This is a genomic window from Streptomyces sp. NPDC059142 (assembly GCF_042755665.1).
Lineage (GTDB): Bacteria > Actinomycetota > Actinomycetes > Streptomycetales > Streptomycetaceae > Streptomyces.
Genome location: NZ_JBHZDA010000097.1, coordinates 1 through 20,719, shown reverse-complemented (window position 1 = coordinate 20,719; position 20,719 = coordinate 1). Strand labels below are relative to the sequence as shown.

The following is a 20,719-nucleotide window of genomic DNA, read 5'->3' as shown; positions in this document are numbered from 1 at the left end:
CGGCGGGGGAGGTCCTCCCGGCCGCCGGGTCGTCCGTCGGGTCGGTCGGATCCGTCTGGTCGGTCATCGTGCCTCGGTCTCCGTATCCGTATGCGTATGCGTATCCGTCGGAGTCTCGGTATCGGTATCGGTCTCGGTGCGTACGGTGCGGGTGGCCTCGCGGGTCAGTTCCGCGAGGGTGTCGAAGCCGGTGCCGTGGAAGCCGCCGACGGAGGTCGTGAGCCGGTTCTTGAGCGGCGCCGTCCAGCGGTCGGGGAGCCTGGCCGGGTGCCCGGCCAGCAGCCCGGCGATCGAACCGGCGCTCGCGCCGTTGGAGTCGGTGTCCCAGCCCCCGGACACGGCACGGCAGATGGAGCCGCTGAAGTCACCGTCCGCATGGGTGAGCGCGGCGGCGAGCAACGCGGCGTTGGGTACCGCGTGGACCCAGTGGTAGTGGCCGAGTTCGGCGTGCAGTACGTCGGCCACGGCGTCGAACTCCCTCTGTCCCCGGGCCGTTTCGATGCCGAGTCGGACGGCCTCGGCCAGCCGGGAGCGCGGTGGTACGACGCGGAGTCCGGCGCGCAGACAGGCGTGCACATCGGCGCTGCGGGCCGCCGCCGCGATGACCGCCGCGACGAACATCGCGCCGTACACCCCGTTGGCGGTGTGGCTGAGCGTCGCGTCCCGGTGGGCCTGCGCGGCGGCGGACGCGGGGTCGCCGGGGTGGGTCCAGCCGTGGACGTCGGCCCGGATGGCGGCCCCGATCCACTCCCGGAACGGGTTGCGGTACCGGGCGGTCTCCGGCGGCTCGATCCCGGCGAGCAGATTGCGGTACGCGATCCGCTCGGCGGTGAACGTACGCCCGGCGGCCAGCTCGTCCAGCCACACCCGGGCGAGCTGCGCGGTGGTGAACTCCGGTCCGTGGCGCCGCAGGAGCAGCAGGTTGAGGAGCGGATAGTCGAGGTCGTCGTCCTCGGGCATCCCGTCGATGTTCTCGGCGAGCGAGGTCGGTGCGGAGCGCCGGTTCCAGGGGTACGCGGCGGCCAGTCCGGCCGGTACACCGCGCGCGGTGAACCAGGTGCGCAGTGGCCAGTTGCCGGTGGCGCGGCCCAGGGCGCGGATACCGGCGAGGGGAAGCTTCTCGACGGGCTTGCCGAGCAGACAGCCGGCGGCGCGGCCCAGCCAGGCGGCGTGCAGGGCCGGTTGGGTGAGGGCGGCGCGGGGGCCGCCGTCCCATGGCTCCGGCGGACCTGGCGCGTCCCCCGGTACGGCCGTGCCCCCGGCTCCGGCCGGGTCCCGCGGTGCGGTGGGCCAGGACGGGCAGGCCGCCCGGATCGCGGCCAGCTCCGTGGGCTCGGCCCCGGCGCGCGGGACGGGCAGCTCGGCCAGCTCGTCGAGCAGCCGCCCGGCCAGCGACCGCAGCGCGGGAGAGGCCGGTTCCGGCGAGACGCCCGCGCGGTCCGGGGCGGGCGCGCCGCCCGCCGCGTACCAGCGGCCGGCGATCTCCGCGGCGTCGCGGCCGTCCTCCGCCGCCTGGCGCAGCTCATGGCCGACCAGATCCTCGGGCTGCACCCAGGTGAGCCGCAGGCCCGTCACCGTACCTCCTGGAACGGACGCCCCGTCAGCCGGGCGAAGGCCGACTCGTGGGCGCGGCGCCGCTCCCTGTCCCGCGCGAACATCTCGTACGCGACCTCCGTCAACTCCCGTGCGGGGGCGTGCAGATCGAGGCGGCTCGCCTCGGCGACCCGGTCCGCCCACTCCGCGGGGACCGCCGCCTTCCCGCCCAGGGCGCCCGCGAGCGCGCCGCTCATCGTGGCGATCGAGTCGCAGTCCCGGCCGTAGTTGACCGAACCGAGCACCGTACGGCGGTAGTCGCCCGCGCCGATCAGCAACATGCCCAGCGCGATGGGGAGTTCCTCGATGGAGTGCAGCCGGGAGGGTCTGCGGGCGCCCAGGGAGGGGGCGCGGTAGTGCGGTCCCACCGTGTCGAAGGGGGCGACGGCGTCGCGCAGCCCGCGCAGCGCCGACTCCGTGCAGCGGTGGCGGGAGGCGACCTCGCACACCGCCTCGATCGCCGCGCGCGTGCCGTCCTTCGCGACGCCGAGGCAGGTCTCCACCACGGTGGCGGGCGTGGCGTCCGGCGCGCAGGCGGCGGCGACGGCCGCCGCGAAGACCCCGGCCGCCTCCCGTCCGTACGAGGACTGGTGCGCGCCCGCCACCTCGATGGCCTCGGCGTACGCGGCGCGCGGATGCGCGGCGTTGACCAGTCCCACCGGCGCCATGTACATCGCGGCGCCGCAGTTGACGATGTTGCCCGTGCCCGCCTCGCGCGGGTCGACATGCCCGTAGTGCACCCGTGCGACCAGCCACTTCTCGGCGAGGAAGATCCGCTGGAGGGGCAGCGCCTCGGTCTCCAGCTCGGGGATCCAGCGCGGGGTGGAGATCAGGTCGGGGACCAGGTGCTCGGCGATCGCGTACGCGTCGAGGTGGTCGCGGACCGTGGTGTACACCCGGATCAGGGCGTGGGTCATCAGGGTGTCGTCCGTGATGTGGCCGTCGCCCTTGTGGTACGGCGCGAGGGGGCGGGCGGTGCGCCAGTCCTCGTGCCACGGCCCGACGATGCCGGTCACCCGGCCGCCGTGCCGCTCCACGATCTGCTCGGGGGAGTACCCCTCGACCGGTCCGCCGAGCGCGTCGCCGACGGCCGCGCCGGTCAGCGCGCCGGCGATCCGGTCGGCGAGGGTCGGTGCGGCGAGGGCCGGTGCCGTGGGAGGTGCGGGGGAGTCAGGTGTGCCGGGCGTCGGGGGAGTGCTCAGCGTCGTCATGTCGGAATTGTCCCCCCGGGGCGGTCAGTTCCGTGGCCGTGAGCCGCTCGGCGAGTTCGACCAGATCCGTCCCGGCGAGCCGGGGCAGCGCACACCCCGCGAGGGTGCGACAGGCGTCCCGCCAGGCGACGGGCACGGCGTCCCCGCCGCCGAGCGCGCCGGTCAGCGCCCCGGCCAGCGCGGGGGCGGAGTCCGCGACCCGGGAGAGACAGGCGGCGGCCGGTACGGCGCCGCTGACCTCACCACGGGCGGCGAGGGTCAGGGCGAGGGCGACGGGGACGGTCTCGGCCGCGGCGATGCCGTAGCTGTAGACGTGGTCGACGATCTGATGTTCCAGCAGCGGTACGAGGGCGAAGGCGCCGGCCGGTTCATGGGCGAAGTCCCGGGCGAGTTTCACGGCGTGGCGGGCGTTGCGGCCGATCTCCGTGGTGCCGGGGAGCTGGGAGAGCGCGGCGTCCACGGCCTCCTCGGGGTCCGCTCCGCCCAGCGCGGCGGCGACGGCCGAGGCCATCGCGCGGGCGCCGTGCACCCCGTCGCCGTCCTGGGTGTACCGGGCGTCGAACTCCGCGAGCGCGGCGGCGCCGGCCGGGTCGCCGGGGTGGACGATGGCGAGGACGGCGGCGCGCACACAGGCCGCGTCGTCGAAGTAGTGCGGGTTGTCATGGCCGGTGGCGGGCGGGCGCAGCCCGGTGGCGAGATTGCCGAGACCGGCGCGTACGGAGATCCGGGCACGCAGCGGCGGCACCGCCGACTCGACCTCGGGCGCGCGGGCCGCCGCGGCGGCGATCTCCCCGGCCAGGGCGTTCCAGGCCCGGTCGACGGCGACGCGCATCCTGCGGCCCGCGGTGAATCCGTCGAAGCGCCGGCCCGCGGCGGCGAGCACGCACCCGGCGGCGAAGGCGGCCCACTCGGCGTCGTCGGAGGGCCCGAGCCGGAGCGGTTCCGGCGGCTGGTTGAGGGCGATGGGGACGGGGAGGGTGGTGGTCGCGTTCTGCTCGGCGAAGGTGTCCAGCTCACGGGTGAGCCGCCGGGTCCACTCGGGCATCCGGGCCGCCCGGTGGCGTGCGGCGGGCCAGCCCGCGCCGTCCCCGGCGGCGAGTCCGAGGAGCAGGCCCTCGATCCGCCGCGCCGGATCGCGTCCGGCGGGGAGGTCCCCGGCGCGCGGAACGCCGAGGTGGAGGAGGCCTCCGGCCACCCGCACGAGGCGCCGCCCGGACACGTCCGTACGCGCGGTCTCCGGGGCCGACGCGTCCGTACGCGCCGCGTCCGGGGCGAGCGCCACGCCGGAGCCGTATCCCCGTACGACGGCCCCGCCCGGGGCGCGCCCCGCCGTCCGCCGTGCGTCGTCGCGTTCCGCCGTCATGAGGCCGCCTTCCCGTCGTCGTACGAAGCGTCGTACGAAGCGTCGTACGGATCGTCCTCGCGCGGATCGCCGTCGTGCGCGCCGTCGCACGTGCCGCGGTCGCACGTGCCGTGGTGGTGCGCGTCGTGGTCGCACGCGACGTGGTGGTGCGCGTCGTGGTGGTGCGGCTCGCGGTCGAACAGGTCGTCGTCGTACGGCGTGAGCAGGTCCGCGATGTCCAGGACGTGGTAGCCGCGCATCGAGGGCAGACAGCTTCCCCGTACCGGGCCGATGGCCGAGGCCCACTCCGAGGGGATCGCGCGGGCCCCCGACAGGGCGCCCGCCAGCGCGCCCGCGACCGCCGCCGTGGTGTCCGCGTCGCGGCCCATGTTGACGGCCGTGAGCACCGATGTACGGAAGTCGCCGCGCGCCGCCGCGAACGCGCCGAAGGCGAGGCCGACCGCCTCGGGGGCCAGATCGGTCCACGGGTAGCCGCCGATGACCACCGCCGAGCGGACCGCGCGTTCCCTGGTGAGGGTGTCGGGGTAGGTGCGCTGCGCGGCGACGACGCCGCGGCGCAGGGTGCGGGCCGTCCAGGAGTCCATGGGGACCACGGAGAGCGCGGCGGCGATCACCGAGGCGGGTCCGGCGCCCGTCATCGCGGCGGCGACACCCGCCGCGACCGCCCGGCCGCCGTAGATGCCCTCGCCGTCGTGGCTGACCCGGCCGTCGACGGCGACCAGGCGGGCCGCCTCCTCGGGGCGGCCCGCGGCGAAGACCCCGAACGGCGCGGCCCGCATCGCGAGCCCGTCGCTCCAGGCGTGCCGGTGCTGGGCGGTGATCGGCGCGGCGAGCCCGCGCCGCAGGTTCTCCAGGGTGCCGCGCTCGCTGAAACCGGCCCCGCGGAACGGGCCCTCGTCGTGGTCGGCGAGCCAGTGGTGCCACGCCTTCTCGACATGCGCGACGGTCAGGGCCGAGCCGTGCCGGGCGAGCAGCAGCCCGGAGAAGACGGCGTACTCGGTGTCGTCCGTACCGGCCGGGTGCTCGGCCACGAACCCCTCGATCCGGCCCCAGCGGCGCCGGATCTCGGAGGGCCGCATGTTCTCGGCGGGCGCCCCGAGCGCGTCGCCGACGGCCAGTCCCAGCAGTGCGCCGCGCGCCCGGTCGCGTACCACCGCGACCCCGGCGGCGGGGTCGCATGCGGTCTGTTCCACGGCGTGCCCCCTCACCTCGGCCTCCGCACCCACGGCGCCTTCTGCCATCCCTGCCACACGGAACACCGGACGAGTCGGACGGCGCCCCGCTGTCACCCGGGTGGCATTCCCGGCGCGGGGCGCGCCTGCCATGCTCGTCCCCATGACAGCGGACGGGACGCGGATCGAACCGGCGCGGACGGCGGACGTCCATCAGGTGCTCGCCGACCATGCCCGCTACTGGGGCGAGCGCGATCTCCGCTCGCTGCACCAGCTCGCACTGGTCCGGGAGTTCGGCGCGACCAGCCTGGTGGCGCGCGCCGGGGACACCATCCGCGGCTATCTCTTCGGGTTCGTCACCCCGACGGGCACGGGGTACGTCCATCTCGTCGCCGTCCGGGACGACGCGCGGGGCACCGGCCTCGGGCGACGGCTGTACGGGGCGTTCACCGAGGCCGCGCGGGGGCAGGGCGCGCGGCGGCTCAAGGCGATCACCTCGGTGGGCAACACCGGTTCTCTCGCCTTCCATCGCCGGCTCGGTTTCACCGTGGAGATGGTCGAGGACCATGACGGGCCGGGGCGGCCCATGGCCGTCCTCCACCGCGACCTGCCGTCCGACGGCCCGTACGCCTGACCGCCTTTCTTTCCTCTCCCCACCCTCTCTCCTGCCTGGTAAGTACGGCCTTCCTTGCTGGCGGGAGCGATTTTTCGTGCGTATTTTCGAAGCGTTGGGGGGTGTGCGCCGGTCCGCGGACGGACCGGGATCCGCCCCCGTGAAGGGGAGAAGCAATGTCCATCATCGAAACCGAGGCCACGCTCCACGAGGCCCACCGTGACAATCACACGCACCGCGATGTGAACGGCGGCTGGCTGCGCCCCGCGGTGTTCGGCGCGATGGACGGGCTGGTCTCCAATCTGGCGCTGATGACCGGGGTCGCCGGCGGCGCCGTCTCGCAGCAGACGATCGTGATCACCGGACTGGCCGGGCTCGCCGCGGGCGCCTTCTCCATGGCCGCGGGCGAGTACACCTCCGTCGCCTCCCAGCGGGAGCTGGTGATGGCCGAGCTGGACGTGGAGCGGCGGGAGCTGCGCGCGCACCCGGCGGACGAGAGGGCCGAGCTGGCCGCGCTCTACGTCTCCCGGGGCGTGACGCCGGACCTGGCTCTGGAGGTGGCCACGCAGCTCTCGCGCGACCCCGAGCAGGCGCTGGAGATCCACGCCCGTGAGGAGCTGGGCATCGACCCCGACGACCTCCCCTCGCCGCTGGTCGCCGCCGTGTCGTCGTTCGGCTCCTTCGCGCTGGGGGCGCTGCTGCCCGTCCTGCCGTATCTGCTCGGCGCCACCGTGCTCTGGCCCGCGGTGCTGCTCGCCCTCACCGGGCTCTTCGCCTGCGGCGCGCTGGTGGCCCGGGTGACCGCGCGGAGCTGGTGGTACAGCGGACTGCGGCAGCTCGTCCTCGGCGGTACGGCGGCGGCGCTCACCTACGGACTGGGCGCCCTGTTCGGTGCCGCGCTCTGACGGTCCGCGCCGCGCGGCCCCGTCCTGCCCACCGGACACCTCCGCCCCGTACGTGCCCGCCACGCGCCGTACATGCGTACGACACATGGCGCGGCCGAAAACTTTCCCCCGCCCGGCCCAGCGCGGCGGGGGAAATCGTCCCCCCTGTGACCTACGTCCCTGGGCATTCCGGCCAGGTGGATGCGACACTATGCCTGGCGCCACATATGTAGCCGTTACCCGGCGGTTTCGAGTCGTTCATCACCGGGCATGAGCCGTAGGCGCCGCAGGCAATGAAGCCCGCTCCGCCACAGCCGAACGGACGACGATCTGTCCGTCTGCGCCCCCACATCCACCGCTACGAGCGGTGTCCACATGCTGGAACGTGCTATCCGCTTCCCGAGAAGCTTTCCATCATGTAACCTGCACGAAATTTCTTGGAGGGCCAGCGTCGTCCCTCGGTAATCGCATATGCCAAGCCGATACACACGACGACGGGAGAGCCGATGCGTTCCGACGCCTGGTCGCCCATGGACGGTCGCCCCGCCCCGCAAGGGATGTACGACCCCCGTAACGAGCACGACGCCTGCGGCGTCGGCTTTGTGGCCACCCTCACCGGTGTTGCCAGCCATGAGCTGGTGGAGCAGGCGCTGACCGTACTGCGCAACCTCGAACACCGCGGCGCCACCGGCTCCGAGCCCGACTCCGGCGACGGCGCGGGCATCCTGCTCCAGGTGCCGGACGCCTTCCTCCGCGAGGTCACGGACTTCGACCTGCCCGAGGCCGGCTCGTACGCCGTCGGCATCGGCTTCCTGCCCGCCGACGACGCCACGGACGCCGTCTCACGGATCGAGACGATCGCCGCCGAGGAGGGCCTGAACGTCCTCGGCTGGCGCGAGGTCCCCGTCGCCCCCGAGCTGCTCGGCTCCACCGCCCGCTCGACGATGCCGGCCTTCCGCCAGCTCTTCGTCGCGGACGGCACCAGCACCGGCATCGCCCTGGACCGCAAGGCGTTCCTGCTGCGCAAGCGCGCCGAGCGCGAGGCCGGGGTCTACTTCCCCTCCCTCTCCGCCCGGACCGTCGTCTACAAGGGCATGCTCACCACCGGCCAGCTCGAACCGTTCTTCCCCGACCTGTCGGACCGCCGGTTCGCGACCGCCGTCGCCCTGGTCCACTCCCGGTTCTCCACCAACACCTTCCCGAGCTGGCCGCTCGCCCACCCGTACCGCTTCGTCGCGCACAACGGCGAGATCAACACGGTCAAGGGCAACCGCAACTGGATGCGCGCCCGCGAGTCCCAGCTCGCCTCGGACCTCTTCGGCGCGGACACCGCCGCGAAGCTGGAGCGGATCTTCCCCGTCTGTACGCCGGACGCCTCCGACTCCGCCTCCTTCGACGAGGTCCTGGAGCTGATCCACCTCGGCGGCCGGTCGCTGCCGCACTCCGTGCTGATGATGGTCCCCGAGGCGTGGGAGAACCACGACTCCATGGACGCCGACCGGCGCGCCTTCTACCAGTTCCACGCCACGATGATGGAGCCGTGGGACGGCCCCGCCTGCGTCACCTTCACCGACGGCACCCAGGTCGGCGCCGTCCTCGACCGCAACGGGCTGCGCCCCGGCCGCTACTGGGTGACCGACGAAGGACTCGTCGTCCTCTCCTCCGAGGTCGGCGTCCTCGACATCGACCCGGCGAAGGTCGTCCGCAAGGGCCGCCTCCAGCCCGGCCGGATGTTCCTCGTCGACACCGCCGAGCACCGCATCATCGAGGACGACGAGATCAAGGCGTCCCTCGCCGCCGAACAGCCCTACAAGGAGTGGCTGGAGACCGGCGAGATCGAGCTGTCCGACCTCCCCGAGCGCGAACACATCGTGCACACGCACGCCTCGGTCACCCGCCGCCAGCAGACCTTCGGGTACACCGAGGAGGAGCTGCGCGTCCTGCTCGCCCCCATGGCCCGCGCGGGCGCCGAGCCCATCGGCTCCATGGGTACGGACTCGCCGATCGCCGCGCTCTCCGCCCGGCCCCGGCTGCTCTTCGACTACTTCACCCAGCTCTTCGCGCAGGTCACCAACCCGCCGCTGGACGCCATCCGCGAGGAACTGGTCACCTCGCTGCGCTCCTCGCTCGGCCCGCAGGGCAACCTGCTGGAGCCGACCGCCGCGTCCTGTCGCAGCATCACCCTGCCCTTCCCGGTGATCGACAACGACGAGCTGGCCAAGCTCGTCCACATAAACGCGGACGGCGACATGCCGGGCATGAAGGCCGCCACGCTCTCCGGTCTCTACCGGGTCAGCGGCGGCGGCGACGCCCTCGCCGCCCGTATAGAGGAGATCTGCGCCGAGACCGACGCCGCCATCGAGAGCGGCGCCCGGAACATCGTGCTCTCCGACCGGCACTCCGACGCCGAGCACGCCCCGATCCCCTCGCTGCTGCTCACCGCGGCCGTCCACCACCACCTCATCCGCACCAAGCAGCGCACCCAGGTGGGGCTGCTGGTCGAGGCCGGCGACGTCCGCGAGGTGCACCATGTCGCGCTGCTCATCGGCTTCGGCGCCGCCGCCGTCAACCCGTACCTCGCCATGGAGTCCGTCGAGGACCTGGTCCGCGCCGGTACGTTCATCGAGGGCCTGACGGCCGAGCAGGCGATCCGCAACCTGATCTACGCGCTCGGCAAGGGCGTCCTCAAGGTGATGTCCAAGATGGGCATCTCCACCGTCGCCTCCTACCGCGGCGCCCAGGTCTTCGAGGCCGTCGGCCTGGACCAGGCGTTCGTCGACAAGTACTTCAACGGCACCGCCACCAAGATCGGCGGCGCCGGACTCGGCATCGTCGCCCAGGAGGTCGCCGCCCGGCACGCCAAGGGCTACCCCGCCTCCGGGATCTCCGCGAGCCACCGCAAGCTGGAGATCGGCGGCGAGTACCAGTGGCGCCGCGAGGGCGAGCCCCACCTGTTCGACCCCGAGACGGTCTTCCGCCTCCAGCACGCCACGCGCACCCGCCGCTACGACATCTTCAAGCAGTACACCGGCCGGGTGAACGAGCAGTCCGAGCGGCTGATGACGCTGCGCGGCCTGTTCAACATCACCTCCGGGCGCGCCCCCGTGCCGCTGGACGAGGTCGAGCCCGCCTCCGAGATCGTCAAGCGCTTCTCCACCGGCGCCATGTCGTACGGCTCCATCTCCCAGGAGGCGCACGAGACGCTGGCCATCGCCATGAACCAGCTCGGCGGCAAGTCCAACACCGGCGAAGGCGGCGAGGACGCGGACCGGCTGTACGACCCGGCCCGCCGCTCCTCCATCAAGCAGGTCGCCTCCGGCCGCTTCGGCGTCACCAGCGAGTACCTCGTCAACGCCGACGACATCCAGATCAAGATGGCCCAGGGCGCCAAGCCCGGCGAGGGCGGCCAGCTCCCCGGCCACAAGGTCTACCCGTGGGTCGCCAGGACCCGGCACTCCACCCCCGGCGTCGGCCTGATCTCCCCGCCGCCGCACCACGACATCTACTCGATCGAAGACCTCGCCCAGCTCATCCACGACCTGAAGAACGCCAGCCCGCAGGCCCGCATCCACGTGAAGCTGGTCTCCGAGGTCGGCGTCGGCACCGTCGCCGCCGGTGTCTCCAAGGCACACGCCGACGTCGTGCTGATCTCCGGCCACGACGGCGGTACGGGCGCCTCCCCGCTCACCTCGCTCAAGCACGCGGGCGGCCCCTGGGAGCTGGGCCTCGCCGAGACCCAGCAGACGCTGCTGCTCAACGGCCTGCGCGACCGTATCGTCGTACAGACCGACGGCCAGCTCAAGACGGGCCGCGACGTCGTCATCGCCGCGCTGCTCGGCGCCGAGGAGTACGGGTTCGCGACCGCGCCGCTCGTCGTCTCCGGCTGCGTCATGATGCGCGTCTGCCACCTGGACACCTGCCCGGTCGGCATCGCCACCCAGAACCCGGTGCTGCGCGAGCGCTTCTCCGGCAAGGCCGAGTACATCGTCAACTTCTTCCAGTTCATCGCCGAAGAGGTCCGCGAACTCCTCGCCGAGCTGGGCTTCCGCAGCCTCGAAGAGGCCGTGGGCCACGCCGAACTCCTCGACACCGAGCGCGCCGTCGACCACTGGAAGGCCCAGGGCCTCGACCTCGCGCCGCTCTTCCACGTGCCCGAGCTGCCCGAGGGCGCCCCGCGCCACCAGGTCGTCGAGCAGGACCACGGTCTGGAGAAGGCCCTGGACAACGAGCTGATCAGGCTCGCCGCCGACGCGCTCGGCGCCGACAGCGCCGAGGCCGCCCAGCCCGTCCGCGCCCAGGTCGCCATCCGCAACATCAACCGGACCGTGGGCACCATGCTCGGCCACCGGGTGACCAAGAAGTTCGGCGGCGCGGGCCTGCCCGACGACACCATCGACGTCACCTTCACCGGCTCGGCCGGCCAGTCCTTCGGCGCCTTCCTGCCCCGCGGGGTCACCCTGCGCCTGGAGGGCGACGCCAACGACTACGTCGGCAAGGGCCTCTCCGGCGGCCGGGTCGTCGTACGCCCCGACCGCGGCGCCGAACACCTCGCCGAGTACTCGACCATCGCCGGCAACACCATCGGCTACGGCGCCACCGGCGGCGAGCTGTTCCTGCGCGGTCGCACCGGCGAGCGCTTCTGCGTCCGCAACTCCGGCGCCACGGTCGTCTCCGAAGGCGTCGGCGACCACGGCTGCGAGTACATGACCGGCGGCCACGCCGTCGTCCTCGGCGAGACCGGACGCAACTTCGCGGCCGGCATGTCCGGCGGTGTCGCGTACGTCATCGACCTCGACCCGGACAACGTCAACGCCGGGAACCTGGCGGCCGTCGAACCCCTCGACGACAGCGACAAGCAGTGGCTGCACGACGTGGTGCGCCGCCACCAGGAGGAGACGGGCTCCACCGTCGCCGGGAAGCTGCTGGCCGAGTGGGAGACCGCCGCCGAACGCTTCAGCAAGATCATCCCGACCACTTACAAGGCAGTGCTCGCCGCCAAGGACGCCGCCGAGCTGGCAGGTCTCTCCGAGACCGAGACCACCGAGAAGATGATGGAGGCGGCGACCAATGGCTGACCCGAAGGGCTTCCTGACCACCGGGCGCGAAGTCGCCACGTCCCGCCCCGTCGAGGAGCGCGTCAAGGACTGGAACGAGGTCTACGTTCCGGGCTCGCTGCTCCCCATCATCAGCAAGCAGGCCGGGCGCTGCATGGACTGCGGCATCCCGTTCTGTCACAACGGCTGTCCGCTCGGGAACCTGATCCCCGAGTGGAACGACTTCGCCTACCGCGAGGACTGGACGGCGGCGAGCGAGCGCCTGCACGCCACCAACAACTTCCCGGAGTTCACCGGACGGCTCTGCCCGGCGCCCTGCGAGTCCGCCTGCGTCCTCGCGATCAACCAGCCGGCCGTCACCATCAAGAACGTCGAAGTCTCCATCATCGACAAGGCGTGGGACAGCGGCGACGTCACCCCGCAACCCCCCGAGCGGCTCTCCGGCAAGACCGTCGCCGTCATCGGCTCGGGACCGGCCGGCCTCGCGGCGGCCCAGCAGCTCACCCGGGCCGGCCACACGGTCGTCGTGTACGAGCGCGCCGACCGCATCGGCGGGCTGCTGCGCTACGGCATCCCCGAGTTCAAGATGGAGAAGTCGCACATCAACCGCCGTATCGAGCAGATGCGCGCGGAGGGCACCAAGTTCCGTACCGAGACGGAGATCGGCCGGGACATCACCGCGCAGACGCTCCGCAAGCGGTACGACTCCGTGGTCATCGCCGCGGGTGCCACCATCTCCCGCGACCTGCCCGTCCCGGGCCGCGACCTCAACGGCATCCACTTCGCCATGGAGTACCTGCCCCTCTCCAACAAGGTGCAGGAGGGCGACCTGACGGTCTCCCCGATCAGCGCCGAGGGCAAGCACGTCGTGGTCATCGGCGGCGGCGACACCGGCGCGGACTGCGTCGGTACGGCGCACCGCCAGGGCGCCGCCTCCGTCACCCAGCTGGAGATCATGCCGCAGCCCGGCGCCGAGCGCGCCGCGCACCAGCCGTGGCCGACCTTCCCCATGCTCTACAAGGTCACCTCCGCGCACGAGGAGGGCGGCGAGCGGCTCTACTCCGTCTCCACCACCCACTTCGAGGGCGACGAGGACGGCAACGTCCAGTCCCTGCACCTGATCGAGGTGGAGTTCAAGGACGGCAAGCTGAACCAGAAGGCGGGCACGGAGCGCGTGATCCCCGCCCAGCTCGTCACCCTCGCGATGGGCTTCACCGGCACCGACCAGCAGAACGGCCTGGTCGAGCAGTTCGGCCTGGAGCTGGACGAGCGCGGCAACATCGCACGGGACGCGCAGTACGCGACCAACGTGCCCGGCGTGTACGTCGCGGGCGACGCGGGCCGCGGCCAGTCCCTGATCGTCTGGGCGATCGCCGAGGGCCGCTCCGCCGCGGCCGGCGTCGACCGCCACCTCACCGGGGCCAGCGACCTCCCCGCCCCGATCCGCCCCACCGACCGGGCGCTGATGGCCTGATCCGTACCATTCAAGACTCCCGTACAACGGCGTACGGGCGGTGTAGGCCCGGGGAGCGTCTCCCGGGCCCTCCCGCAAGACGCGGCGCCTGCCTCAAGTCCCCGACCGGACCCCTGGCAGGCGCCGTGGCGTGCGTGGGGCCGCATCACCGAACCAGTGCGAGAATCACGGGAATTCACCCCCGCCGACCGCAGAGGACGCGCATGGTCACCGCTCCCGGTTCCGCCCCTTCCGGCATCAGCCTGCGCAAGCTGGAGGAGACCGCCCCCGCACTGGTCGGCCTCTACAAGAGCGCCAAGGTCTCCCTGGAGAAGAACGGGCTCGGCGGGGAGCGCGCCGCCGTCTACCTCGTCCTCGACTACTCGGGATCGATGCGCGAGTACTACCGGGACGGCACGGTCCAGGCCCTCGCGGACCGGGTGCTGGGACTCTCGGCGAACCTGGACGACGACGGGATCGTCCCGGTCGTCATCTTCTCGACGGACATCGACGCGGAGACGGACATCTCCCTGGCCGGGCACGAGGACCGTATCGCCAAGATCATCTCTTCGCTGGGGCACATGGGGAAGACCAGCTACCACCTGGCGATGGACGCCGTGATTGACCACTACCTGGACAGCGGCTCGACCGCGCCCGCCCTGGTCGTCTTCCAGACGGACGGCGGCCCGATCAGCAGGCCGGCGGCCGAGCGCTATCTCTGCAAGGCCGCCCGGCTCCCGCTGTTCTGGCAGTTCATCGGCTTCGGCGACCCGGACAGCCGCCAGTTCGACTTCCTCCGCAAACTCGACGAACTCCCCGTCCCGCAGAAGCGGGTCGTCGACAACGCGGGCTTCTTCCACGCGGGCCAGGACCCGCGCGAGGTCCCGGACAGCGAGCTGTACGACCGGCTGACCGCCGAGTTCCCGCACTGGCTGGCCGCCGCACGGGCCCAGGGCATCGTCCCGTGACCCTGCGCGTCCTGCGTGCCGGGAGCCGCGCCGCCGTGCCGTGGCGCAACGGCGGCGGCGTCACCCGTGAGATCGCCTCCTGGCCCGAGCACGCCGGTACGGCCGGATTCGACTGGCGGATCAGCCTCGCGGAGGTCGCCGGGGACGGCCCGTTCTCCGTCTTCCCCGGCGTCGACCGCATCCTGACCCTGGCCGAGGGCGCGGGCATGGACCTCACCGTCGGCGGGCGGCGCCGACGGGTGGACGAGCGGTACGCCCCGGAGTCCTTCCCCGGCGACCTGCCGACCGGCTGCCTCCTCCTGTCAGGCCCGGTCGTCAACTTCAACGTCATGTACGGCAGGGACCGTACGGTCGCGGAGGTCACCGTCGTGCGGGGCACTGCACCCGTCCCCGTACCCGGCGCGGACGGCGGGACGGTGGTGGCCGTGGCCCTGGAGACCCCGGTCGTCCTGGAGACCGGGGCGCCCCGGGGCACCACCCCGCTCGACCGCTACGACGCGGCGGTCCTGACGCCCGGCGCCGGCCCGGTCACCCTCCACGGCGAAGGGCGCACCGCGCTCGTCACGCTCCGGGCCGTCCCGCCCGCCCGGTCGCGCCGATCCGGTCCTCCCCGACCGTCTCCAGCCTGAGCGCCCCGCTCGGGCAGATGTGCACGGCCTCCCGGACCCTGTCGAGGTCGTCCTCCCCGACCTCCTCGGCCAGGACGACCACCGTGCCCTCGTCCTCGCTCTGGTCGAACAGCTCCGGCGCGGCGAGGACGCACTGACCGGCGCCCACACAGCGCGTACGGTCCGCGACGATCCGTGGTGCGGTACTCATGAGGAAGCTCCTTTCACCAACTGACCGGCATCTCGTAGATGCCGTAGACCGAACTGTCGTTCTTGAACGGCAGCTTCTCGACGGGCGCCGCGAGCTTCAGCCCCGGAACCCGCCGCACCAGGGTGTCGAAGACGATCTGCAACTCCATCCTGGCCAGGTTCTGCCCCAGGCACTGGTGCGCGCCGAAGCCGAAGGCGAGGTGGTTACGGGCGCCCCGCTCGATGTCCAGCGCGTCCGGGCGCGGGTAGACCGCGGGATCGTGGTTGCCCGCGTTGCTGAGGACGAGGACTCCCTCGCCCGCCCGGACCAGCACCCCGCCCACCTCCACGTCCTCCGTGGCCACCCGGGAGACCACGGCGTCGGCGATGGTGAACGAGCGCAGCATCTCCTCGACGGCGGCCGGCGTCCTCCCCGGGTCCGCGCGCAGCGCCGCCAGCTCCTCCGGATGCTCCAGCAGCGCCAGTGTGCCCAGCGAGATCATGTTCGCGGTGGTCTCATGACCCGCGATGAGCAGCAGGAACGCCAGACCGACCAGGTCCTCCCGGTCGTACGAGCCCTCCTCGCGGCGCTTGACGATCTGCCGGCCGAGCAGATCGTCGGTCGGCTCCCGCTCCTTGTCCGCGATCAGCGTCCCCAGATACCCCTGGAGCGCGGCCAGCGCGTGGTGCTTCTCTTCGTACGACGGGGAGCGGCCGATCAGCCGGGACGAATGGAGCTGGAAGAACTCGTGATCCGCGTACGGGACCCCCAACTGCTCGCAGATGACCAGCGAGGGCACCGGCAGGGACAGCGCCGTCACCAGATCCGCGGGCCGGGGCCCGGCCAGCATGGCGTCCAGGCACTCGTCCACGATCTGCTGGATACGCGGCTGGAGCCCCCGCATCCGCCGTACGGTGAACTCGCCCAGCACGGCCCGCCGCGCAGTACCGTGCTCGGACCCGTCCATGCCGATCATCGTGGGCCTGGCCTCCGAGGCCAGCTTCCGCGCCGACGGACTGAGCGCGGGGAACCCGGGCGCCTTCCGGTCCGAGCTGAACCGGGGATCGGCCAGCACCGTACGGATGTCCTCGTGCCGCGTGATCGCCCACGCGGTGGTGCCGGTGGGCAGCGAGACCCGCGCGACCGGAGTCCGCTCGCGCAGCCGCTCGTACTCGGCGGGCGGGGCGTAGGGGCAGGTACGGGCGAGCGGCATGGTCACGTCGGACCGGTCGGTCACGTCGGACCGGTCGGAGACATCAGGGGGATTGCTCATCGGATCACTCCATTCCAGGCAGTGGAGCCAAAGCGGGATCACCTGTGCACACACTCGACGCTAACTAAGTGGAGGTTTTTCGTCCATATGAGGAGTGGCAGAATCGGCCATCCCCGTACGGAGAGGCGGTGACATGGCGCAGGACCCCGCAAGACCCCTGCGGGCCGACGCCCGGCGCAACCGTGACCAGATCCTCGCGGCGGCCAAGCGGGTGTTCGGAGCCCAGGGCCCCGACGTGCCCATGGAGGAGATCGCCCGTCGGGCGGGCGTCGGCATCGGCACCCTCTACCGGCGCTTTCCCGACCGGACCTCACTCATCCTGGCCGTCGCGCACGACAGCTACGCCCAGGTCATCACCGGTGCGCGGGCCGCCCTCGCCGAGGAGTCCAGCGCCTGGAACGCCCTGGTGAGACTCCTGCGGACGTCCCGCGAACTCCAGTTGAGCGTGCAGCTCACCATCCTCTCCCCGCTGGTCTCACGCGCCGTCGTGGCGGACCCGGAAGCCGCCGAATTCCGGCGCGAACTGCTCACGATCCTGGACGAGGTGGTGCGCGCCGCCCAGGAGGAGGGAACGCTGCGCCCCGACGTCGGAACCGGCGACGTGGCCGCACTGCTCTCCCTGCTGCTGCGCCCGATGCGCGCGGTCTCCGACGCGGCGTCCTGGCAGGTCTCGGAGCGGGCGATGGCCCTGCTGCTGGACTCCCTGCGCGCCCCGGGAGGCTCCACGCTCCCGGGCGGACCGCTGACCCTGGACACCCTGAAGGCCGGCTTCACCGCCGAGCCGCACTGACGGGCCGCCCGGACCGCCGTGAAGTGCGTCACAGGGGTCCGTGGCGGGTGAGGTCCGGCGGGCGGTGCGGGCCGGTGGCAACGGCCCACCGTCGTCCGCCGATCGGGCGGGCGCCCTCGCGCGGCGCCGGGCGGAGCGCCGCCCGGCCGGCCGGAGGGAGACTTAGGCCACCCTTCCCTGCCGCCGGAGTGGCTGGTAGGGATGGTGGGGTTCCGTCCGCACATCGGAAGTCTCGCCATGAACCAGGACAACGCCCACGAGCTCACCCGCTTCATGATCGACCTGACCTTCGAGGAGGCCCGGCGCCGTACCGAGGTCGTGGCCGCGCTCGGTCCCGACTGGGACCCGGTGGCCGCCCTCCAGGGCGAGGACGAGGCGTACGCCCTCCTCTACTCGGGCCTGGACGCCGAGCAGCAGCGCACCTACGACATGCTGGTGGCGGCCGGTGTCCTGCCGGGAGAGGGTCCGGGCCGTGCGGCTGCCCATTGATCCCCAGGCGGACCCCGCCCGCCGCGCCTGGGTGGCCTGCCCCGTCTGCGACGACGCCCGCCACTGCGCGACCTGCGCGGACCGCCGCAACTGCGGTGAGCACTGGCGCTACCTGATCTCCAACGACGGGCCGGTCGTCCATCTCCAGTGCCCGCGCTGCACCCATCTGTGGTCGTGGAACACCCGCCCCGGCGTCCCCCGCCCCGGCGGCCCCTGCTCCTGACCCGAGCCTCTCCCGCCCGGCGGTCGAACGCCGGAAGAATGGCGACAGGAGATGTCGGGTATTCCTGACCGACTGGCCCCATGACATTCATCCGGGCCGATTTCGTCTCGACGGAGCCGCGCTTCGCCGAGGCCGTTCGGCGGCGATTCGAGAAGTACTCCCACCGTGTGCTCGCCACCGTCGGAAAAGACGGCTCCCCGCGTGTGACCGGGCTCGAAGTCACCTTCCTCCGGGGGGAGTTGTGGCTCGGGATGATGCCTCATTCGTGGAAGGCGCGGGATCTGGGGCGCGATCCGTGATTCGCCCTGCACGCGAATCCGGGCCCGGACGACCGAATGGCGGACGGGGACATCGGGATCGGCGGGCGCGCGGTGGAGGTGCGGTGCGGGGCGGTGCGGGCACGGTCCGCCGCCGATCGGTCGCCGCCGGAGCCGTTCCTGCTCTTCCGGGCCGGCCCCGAGGCGGTCGTGCAGACCACCGTCGACAGCTCTGACCTGCTGGTACGGATCTGGCGACAGGGGAGCCCCGTCCGCACCCCGCGGCGCGGCGCGGATGCGGGCCCGCCGCGCGAGGACCCCGGGAGAACCCCGCGGGCCACCCCCGTGGTGATCACCTTCCCGGTCGCGGTGAAGGGGGCCGAGAAGGGCCCGAAGGGCCCCCGGGCGCCACCGGCGGAAGATCGCCGGAGTGTGAGGTGTCCCTCTCGATCTCCGCCACCGAGGCGTGCTAGACTGACTGCGTTGCAGTTTTGGTACCCATGAACTTTATGTGCGCCTGACGGGAATGTTCCTCAGGCGCATTATTGTTTTTGCCGGCTTCTCCGGATGGGGCTCAATGCGGCGACGAGGAATCCGTAAAGTGCGGATTTCCGGCTCTGCACCTGTTTTAGGAGAATGACATGGCTACTGGCACCGTGAAGTGGTTCAACTCGGAAAAGGGCTTCGGCTTCATCGAGCAGGACGGCGGCGGCGCCGACGTCTTCGCCCACTACTCGAACATCGCCACCTCGGGCTTCCGTGAGCTCCAGGAGGGCCAGAAGGTCTCGTTCGACGTCACGCAGGGCCAGAAGGGCCCGCAGGCGGAGAACATCGTCCCGGCCTGATCTCCGGACGTTGTACCTCGCAGCCGGGGCTCGCACCTGCACGGTGCGGGCCCCGGCTCGCGCTGTCCTCAGGCCCAAGGCCCAGGCCGTCCTCAGGCCCAGGAAGGCTAGTACCGAATGACTCGATCCGAACGCCCGGCACGTGCACCCCGACCTGCCGGTAAGCGCCCGGTGAACTCCCGCGCCAGGGGAGGAGCCGCGAAGGCACCCGCCCGCCGCGCCCCCGCCCGGCCGCAGGAGTTCACGCTGCCGGAGACCCTCACCCCCGCACTGCCCGCCGTCGAGGCGTTCGACGAGCTGGACATGCCCGCAGGGCTGCTGAAGACCCTCACCGCCCAGGGCGTCACCGAGCCCTTCCCGATCCAGGGCGCGACCCTGCCGAACTCCCTCGCCGGCCGGGACATCCTCGGCCGCGGGCGGACCGGTTCCGGCAAGACGCTCGCCTTCGGCCTCGCGCTGCTGGCCCGTACGGCCGGACGCCGTGCCGAGCCGCGCGCGCCGCTCGCGCTCGTCCTGGTGCCCACCCGTGAGCTGGCGCAGCAGGTCACCGACGCGCTCACCCCGTACGCCACCGCCGTCAACCTGAAGCTGACCACGGTCGTCGGCGGGCTCTCCATCGGCAAGCAGGCGGGCGCGCTGCGGCGCGGCGCCGAGGTGCTCGTGGCCACGCCGGGACGGCTGAAGGACCTCATCGAGCGCGGCGAGTGCCGGCTCGACCAGGTCTCCATCACCGTGCTCGACGAGGCCGACCAGATGGCCGACATGGGCTTCATGCCGCAGGTCACGGCGCTGCTCAAGCAGGTCGAGCCGGACGGGCAGCGGATGCTGTTCTCGGCGACGCTGGACAAGAACATCGACCGGCTCGTACGGCAGTACCTCACCGACCCCGTCGTGCACTCCGTCGACCCGTCCCAGGGCGCGGTCACCACGATGGAGCACCACGTGCTGTACGTCCTGGACGAGACGGACAAGAAGGAAGTCACCACGCGGATCGCCGCGCGGGACGGCCGGGTGCTGCTCTTCCTGGACACCAAGCGTTCCGTGGACCGGCTGGTCAAGCGGCTGCTGGCGAGCGGCGTACGGGCCTCCGGGCTGCACGGCGGCCGTTCGCAGCCGCAGCGCAACCGGACGCTCGAACAGTTCAAGACCGGTCTGGTCACCTGCCTCGTGGCGACCAACGTCGCGGCGCGCGGCATCCACGTCGACGATCTCGACCTGGTCGTGAACGTGGACCCGCCCGTCGACCACAAGGACTACCTCCACCGCGGCGGGCGCACCGCCAGGGCGGGGGAGTCCGGCAGTGTGGTCACGCTGGTCCTGCCCGAGCAGCGGCGTGAGATGACCCGGCTGATGTCCGACGCGGGCATTGCGCCGAGGTCCGCGCGGATCAAGTCCACGGACGAGGAGCTGGCGACGCTCACCGGCGCCCGGGTGCCCTCCGGGGTGGCCGTCACCATCGAGGTGCCGCAGCCCGTCGTCCAGCAGAAGCCGAAGGCGCAGCGCACGCGTACCTCCCGTCCCGCCCGGGGCAACCCGGACGGCGGAGCGCGCGCGGCCGGTGGCGGTTCGTCACGCGGCAGCCGTGGCCGCCGCGGTGGCTCCGGCGGTTCCGGCGGCGCGGGCGGCTCGGGCCGTGGCGCCCAGGGCGGCCGGCGCACGGCCGCCTGAACGAGGACAACGGCAGGTGGGGCGCCGGGGGGGTGGGGGTGGAAAAACACCCCACCCCCCCCACC

At 72.4% G+C, this 20,719-nt stretch carries 17 protein-coding genes and 1 pseudogene; 12 read left to right on the top strand and 6 right to left on the bottom strand.

Going from position 1 to position 20,719, the window contains the following annotated elements; translation table 11 throughout:
• Positions 1 to 63: 63 nt before the first annotated feature.
• From ACFXPK_RS27120 to ACFXPK_RS27105, 4 genes are read right to left on the bottom strand one after another with little or no spacing between them, the layout of a single operon-like run.
• A complete protein-coding gene (locus ACFXPK_RS27120; RefSeq protein ID WP_385079507.1) occupies positions 64 to 1,575 on the bottom strand; it encodes an ADP-ribosylglycohydrolase family protein in 1,512 nt (503 codons plus the stop codon).
• Complete coding sequence (locus ACFXPK_RS27115) at positions 1,572 to 2,804, bottom strand: ADP-ribosylglycohydrolase family protein (protein WP_385079505.1); 1,233 nt, start codon at positions 2,802 to 2,804, stop codon at positions 1,572 to 1,574. The genes ACFXPK_RS27120 and ACFXPK_RS27115 overlap by 4 nt, the downstream gene beginning before the upstream one ends.
• Positions 2,764 to 4,167: an ADP-ribosylglycohydrolase family protein gene (locus ACFXPK_RS27110; RefSeq protein WP_385079503.1), complete on the bottom strand. Its 1,404-nt coding sequence runs from the start codon at positions 4,165 to 4,167 to the stop codon at positions 2,764 to 2,766. The genes ACFXPK_RS27115 and ACFXPK_RS27110 overlap by 41 nt, the downstream gene beginning before the upstream one ends.
• On the bottom strand, positions 4,164 to 5,360 hold the full coding sequence (locus tag ACFXPK_RS27105) for an ADP-ribosylglycohydrolase family protein (protein ID WP_385079500.1): 1,197 nt from the start codon (positions 5,358 to 5,360) through the stop codon (positions 4,164 to 4,166). The genes ACFXPK_RS27110 and ACFXPK_RS27105 overlap by 4 nt, the downstream gene beginning before the upstream one ends.
• Positions 5,361 to 5,502: 142 nt before the next feature.
• Between ACFXPK_RS27105 and ACFXPK_RS27100 the strand changes: the two genes are divergently transcribed.
• The 6 genes from ACFXPK_RS27100 to ACFXPK_RS27075 all read left to right on the top strand — a co-directional run bounded on the left by ACFXPK_RS27100 (position 5,503) and on the right by ACFXPK_RS27075 (position 14,940).
• Positions 5,503 to 5,973 (top strand): GNAT family N-acetyltransferase, encoded by a 471-nt coding sequence (locus ACFXPK_RS27100; RefSeq protein WP_385004342.1) that lies wholly within the window; start codon positions 5,503 to 5,505, stop codon positions 5,971 to 5,973.
• 155 nt (positions 5,974 to 6,128) lie between these two features.
• Positions 6,129 to 6,857: a VIT1/CCC1 transporter family protein gene (locus ACFXPK_RS27095; protein ID WP_385004344.1), complete on the top strand. Its 729-nt coding sequence runs from the start codon at positions 6,129 to 6,131 to the stop codon at positions 6,855 to 6,857.
• 485 nt (positions 6,858 to 7,342) lie between these two features.
• The gene (gene gltB, locus ACFXPK_RS27090) at positions 7,343 to 11,911 is read left to right on the top strand and encodes a glutamate synthase large subunit (protein ID WP_385004346.1); all 4,569 of its coding nucleotides are present in this window, start codon (positions 7,343 to 7,345) and stop codon (positions 11,909 to 11,911) included.
• Positions 11,904 to 13,364, top strand: coding sequence for a glutamate synthase subunit beta (locus ACFXPK_RS27085; protein ID WP_385079496.1), 1,461 nt, complete (start codon positions 11,904 to 11,906; stop codon positions 13,362 to 13,364). The genes gltB and ACFXPK_RS27085 overlap by 8 nt, the downstream gene beginning before the upstream one ends.
• 203 nt (positions 13,365 to 13,567) lie before the next feature.
• Positions 13,568 to 14,311 carry a vWA domain-containing protein gene (locus ACFXPK_RS27080; RefSeq protein WP_385079493.1) on the top strand — a complete coding sequence of 248 codons (744 nt, stop codon included), beginning with the start codon at positions 13,568 to 13,570 and terminating at the stop codon, positions 14,309 to 14,311.
• Positions 14,308 to 14,940 carry a HutD family protein gene (locus tag ACFXPK_RS27075; RefSeq protein WP_385079490.1) on the top strand — a complete coding sequence of 211 codons (633 nt, stop codon included), beginning with the start codon at positions 14,308 to 14,310 and terminating at the stop codon, positions 14,938 to 14,940. The genes ACFXPK_RS27080 and ACFXPK_RS27075 overlap by 4 nt, the downstream gene beginning before the upstream one ends.
• Here ACFXPK_RS27075 and ACFXPK_RS27070 read toward each other — a convergent pair.
• Together ACFXPK_RS27070 and ACFXPK_RS27065 are read right to left on the bottom strand one after the other, a co-directional pair.
• Positions 14,873 to 15,130 carry a ferredoxin gene (locus tag ACFXPK_RS27070; RefSeq protein ID WP_385004769.1) on the bottom strand — a complete coding sequence of 86 codons (258 nt, stop codon included), beginning with the start codon at positions 15,128 to 15,130 and terminating at the stop codon, positions 14,873 to 14,875. The two genes, ACFXPK_RS27075 and ACFXPK_RS27070, sit on opposite strands and share 68 nt — an antisense overlap.
• A 13-nt stretch (positions 15,131 to 15,143) precedes the next feature.
• Entirely contained in the window at positions 15,144 to 16,382 is a 1,239-nt protein-coding gene (locus tag ACFXPK_RS27065) for a cytochrome P450 (protein ID WP_385079487.1), read from the bottom strand.
• Between the two features lie 133 nt (positions 16,383 to 16,515).
• Here ACFXPK_RS27065 and ACFXPK_RS27060 point away from each other — a divergent pair, with 133 nt between their 5' ends.
• The 6 genes and pseudogenes from ACFXPK_RS27060 to ACFXPK_RS27035 all read left to right on the top strand — a co-directional run bounded on the left by ACFXPK_RS27060 (position 16,516) and on the right by ACFXPK_RS27035 (position 20,654).
• A complete protein-coding gene (locus ACFXPK_RS27060) occupies positions 16,516 to 17,172 on the top strand; it encodes a TetR/AcrR family transcriptional regulator (protein WP_385004765.1) in 657 nt (218 codons plus the stop codon).
• Between the two features lie 237 nt (positions 17,173 to 17,409).
• Positions 17,410 to 17,661 carry a DUF6400 family protein gene (locus ACFXPK_RS27055; RefSeq protein WP_385079483.1) on the top strand — a complete coding sequence of 84 codons (252 nt, stop codon included), beginning with the start codon at positions 17,410 to 17,412 and terminating at the stop codon, positions 17,659 to 17,661.
• Complete coding sequence (locus ACFXPK_RS27050; RefSeq protein WP_385004761.1) at positions 17,645 to 17,884, top strand: hypothetical protein; 240 nt, start codon at positions 17,645 to 17,647, stop codon at positions 17,882 to 17,884. Before ACFXPK_RS27055 ends, ACFXPK_RS27050 begins: the two co-directional genes overlap by 17 nt.
• A gap of 80 nt (positions 17,885 to 17,964) precedes the next feature.
• A pseudogene (locus ACFXPK_RS27045) lies at positions 17,965 to 18,456 on the top strand (pyridoxamine 5'-phosphate oxidase family protein); the annotation flags it as partial.
• A gap of 326 nt (positions 18,457 to 18,782) precedes the next feature.
• The gene (locus tag ACFXPK_RS27040; protein ID WP_003969786.1) at positions 18,783 to 18,986 is read left to right on the top strand and encodes a cold-shock protein; all 204 of its coding nucleotides are present in this window, start codon (positions 18,783 to 18,785) and stop codon (positions 18,984 to 18,986) included.
• A gap of 117 nt (positions 18,987 to 19,103) precedes the next feature.
• Positions 19,104 to 20,654, top strand: coding sequence for a DEAD/DEAH box helicase (locus tag ACFXPK_RS27035; RefSeq protein WP_385004757.1), 1,551 nt, complete (start codon positions 19,104 to 19,106; stop codon positions 20,652 to 20,654).
• The last annotated feature ends 65 nt before the right edge of the window (positions 20,655 to 20,719 follow it).

Coding starts and splice junctions, on each gene's coding strand:
- ACFXPK_RS27115 (WP_385079505.1), bottom strand. CDS start 2,804: ATGACGACGCTGAGCACTCCCCCGACGCCCGGCACACCTGACTCCCCC.
- ACFXPK_RS27110 (WP_385079503.1), bottom strand. CDS start 4,167: ATGACGGCGGAACGCGACGACGCACGGCGGACGGCGGGGCGCGCCCCG.
- ACFXPK_RS27100 (WP_385004342.1), top strand. CDS start 5,503: ATGACAGCGGACGGGACGCGGATCGAACCGGCGCGGACGGCGGACGTC.
- ACFXPK_RS27095 (WP_385004344.1), top strand. CDS start 6,129: ATGTCCATCATCGAAACCGAGGCCACGCTCCACGAGGCCCACCGTGAC.
- gltB (WP_385004346.1), top strand. CDS start 7,343: ATGCGTTCCGACGCCTGGTCGCCCATGGACGGTCGCCCCGCCCCGCAA.
- ACFXPK_RS27085 (WP_385079496.1), top strand. CDS start 11,904: ATGGCTGACCCGAAGGGCTTCCTGACCACCGGGCGCGAAGTCGCCACG.
- ACFXPK_RS27080 (WP_385079493.1), top strand. CDS start 13,568: ATGGTCACCGCTCCCGGTTCCGCCCCTTCCGGCATCAGCCTGCGCAAG.
- ACFXPK_RS27070 (WP_385004769.1), bottom strand. CDS start 15,130: ATGAGTACCGCACCACGGATCGTCGCGGACCGTACGCGCTGTGTGGGC.
- ACFXPK_RS27065 (WP_385079487.1), bottom strand. CDS start 16,382: ATGAGCAATCCCCCTGATGTCTCCGACCGGTCCGACGTGACCGACCGG.
- ACFXPK_RS27060 (WP_385004765.1), top strand. CDS start 16,516: ATGGCGCAGGACCCCGCAAGACCCCTGCGGGCCGACGCCCGGCGCAAC.
- ACFXPK_RS27055 (WP_385079483.1), top strand. CDS start 17,410: ATGAACCAGGACAACGCCCACGAGCTCACCCGCTTCATGATCGACCTG.
- ACFXPK_RS27040 (WP_003969786.1), top strand. CDS start 18,783: ATGGCTACTGGCACCGTGAAGTGGTTCAACTCGGAAAAGGGCTTCGGC.
- ACFXPK_RS27035 (WP_385004757.1), top strand. CDS start 19,104: ATGACTCGATCCGAACGCCCGGCACGTGCACCCCGACCTGCCGGTAAG.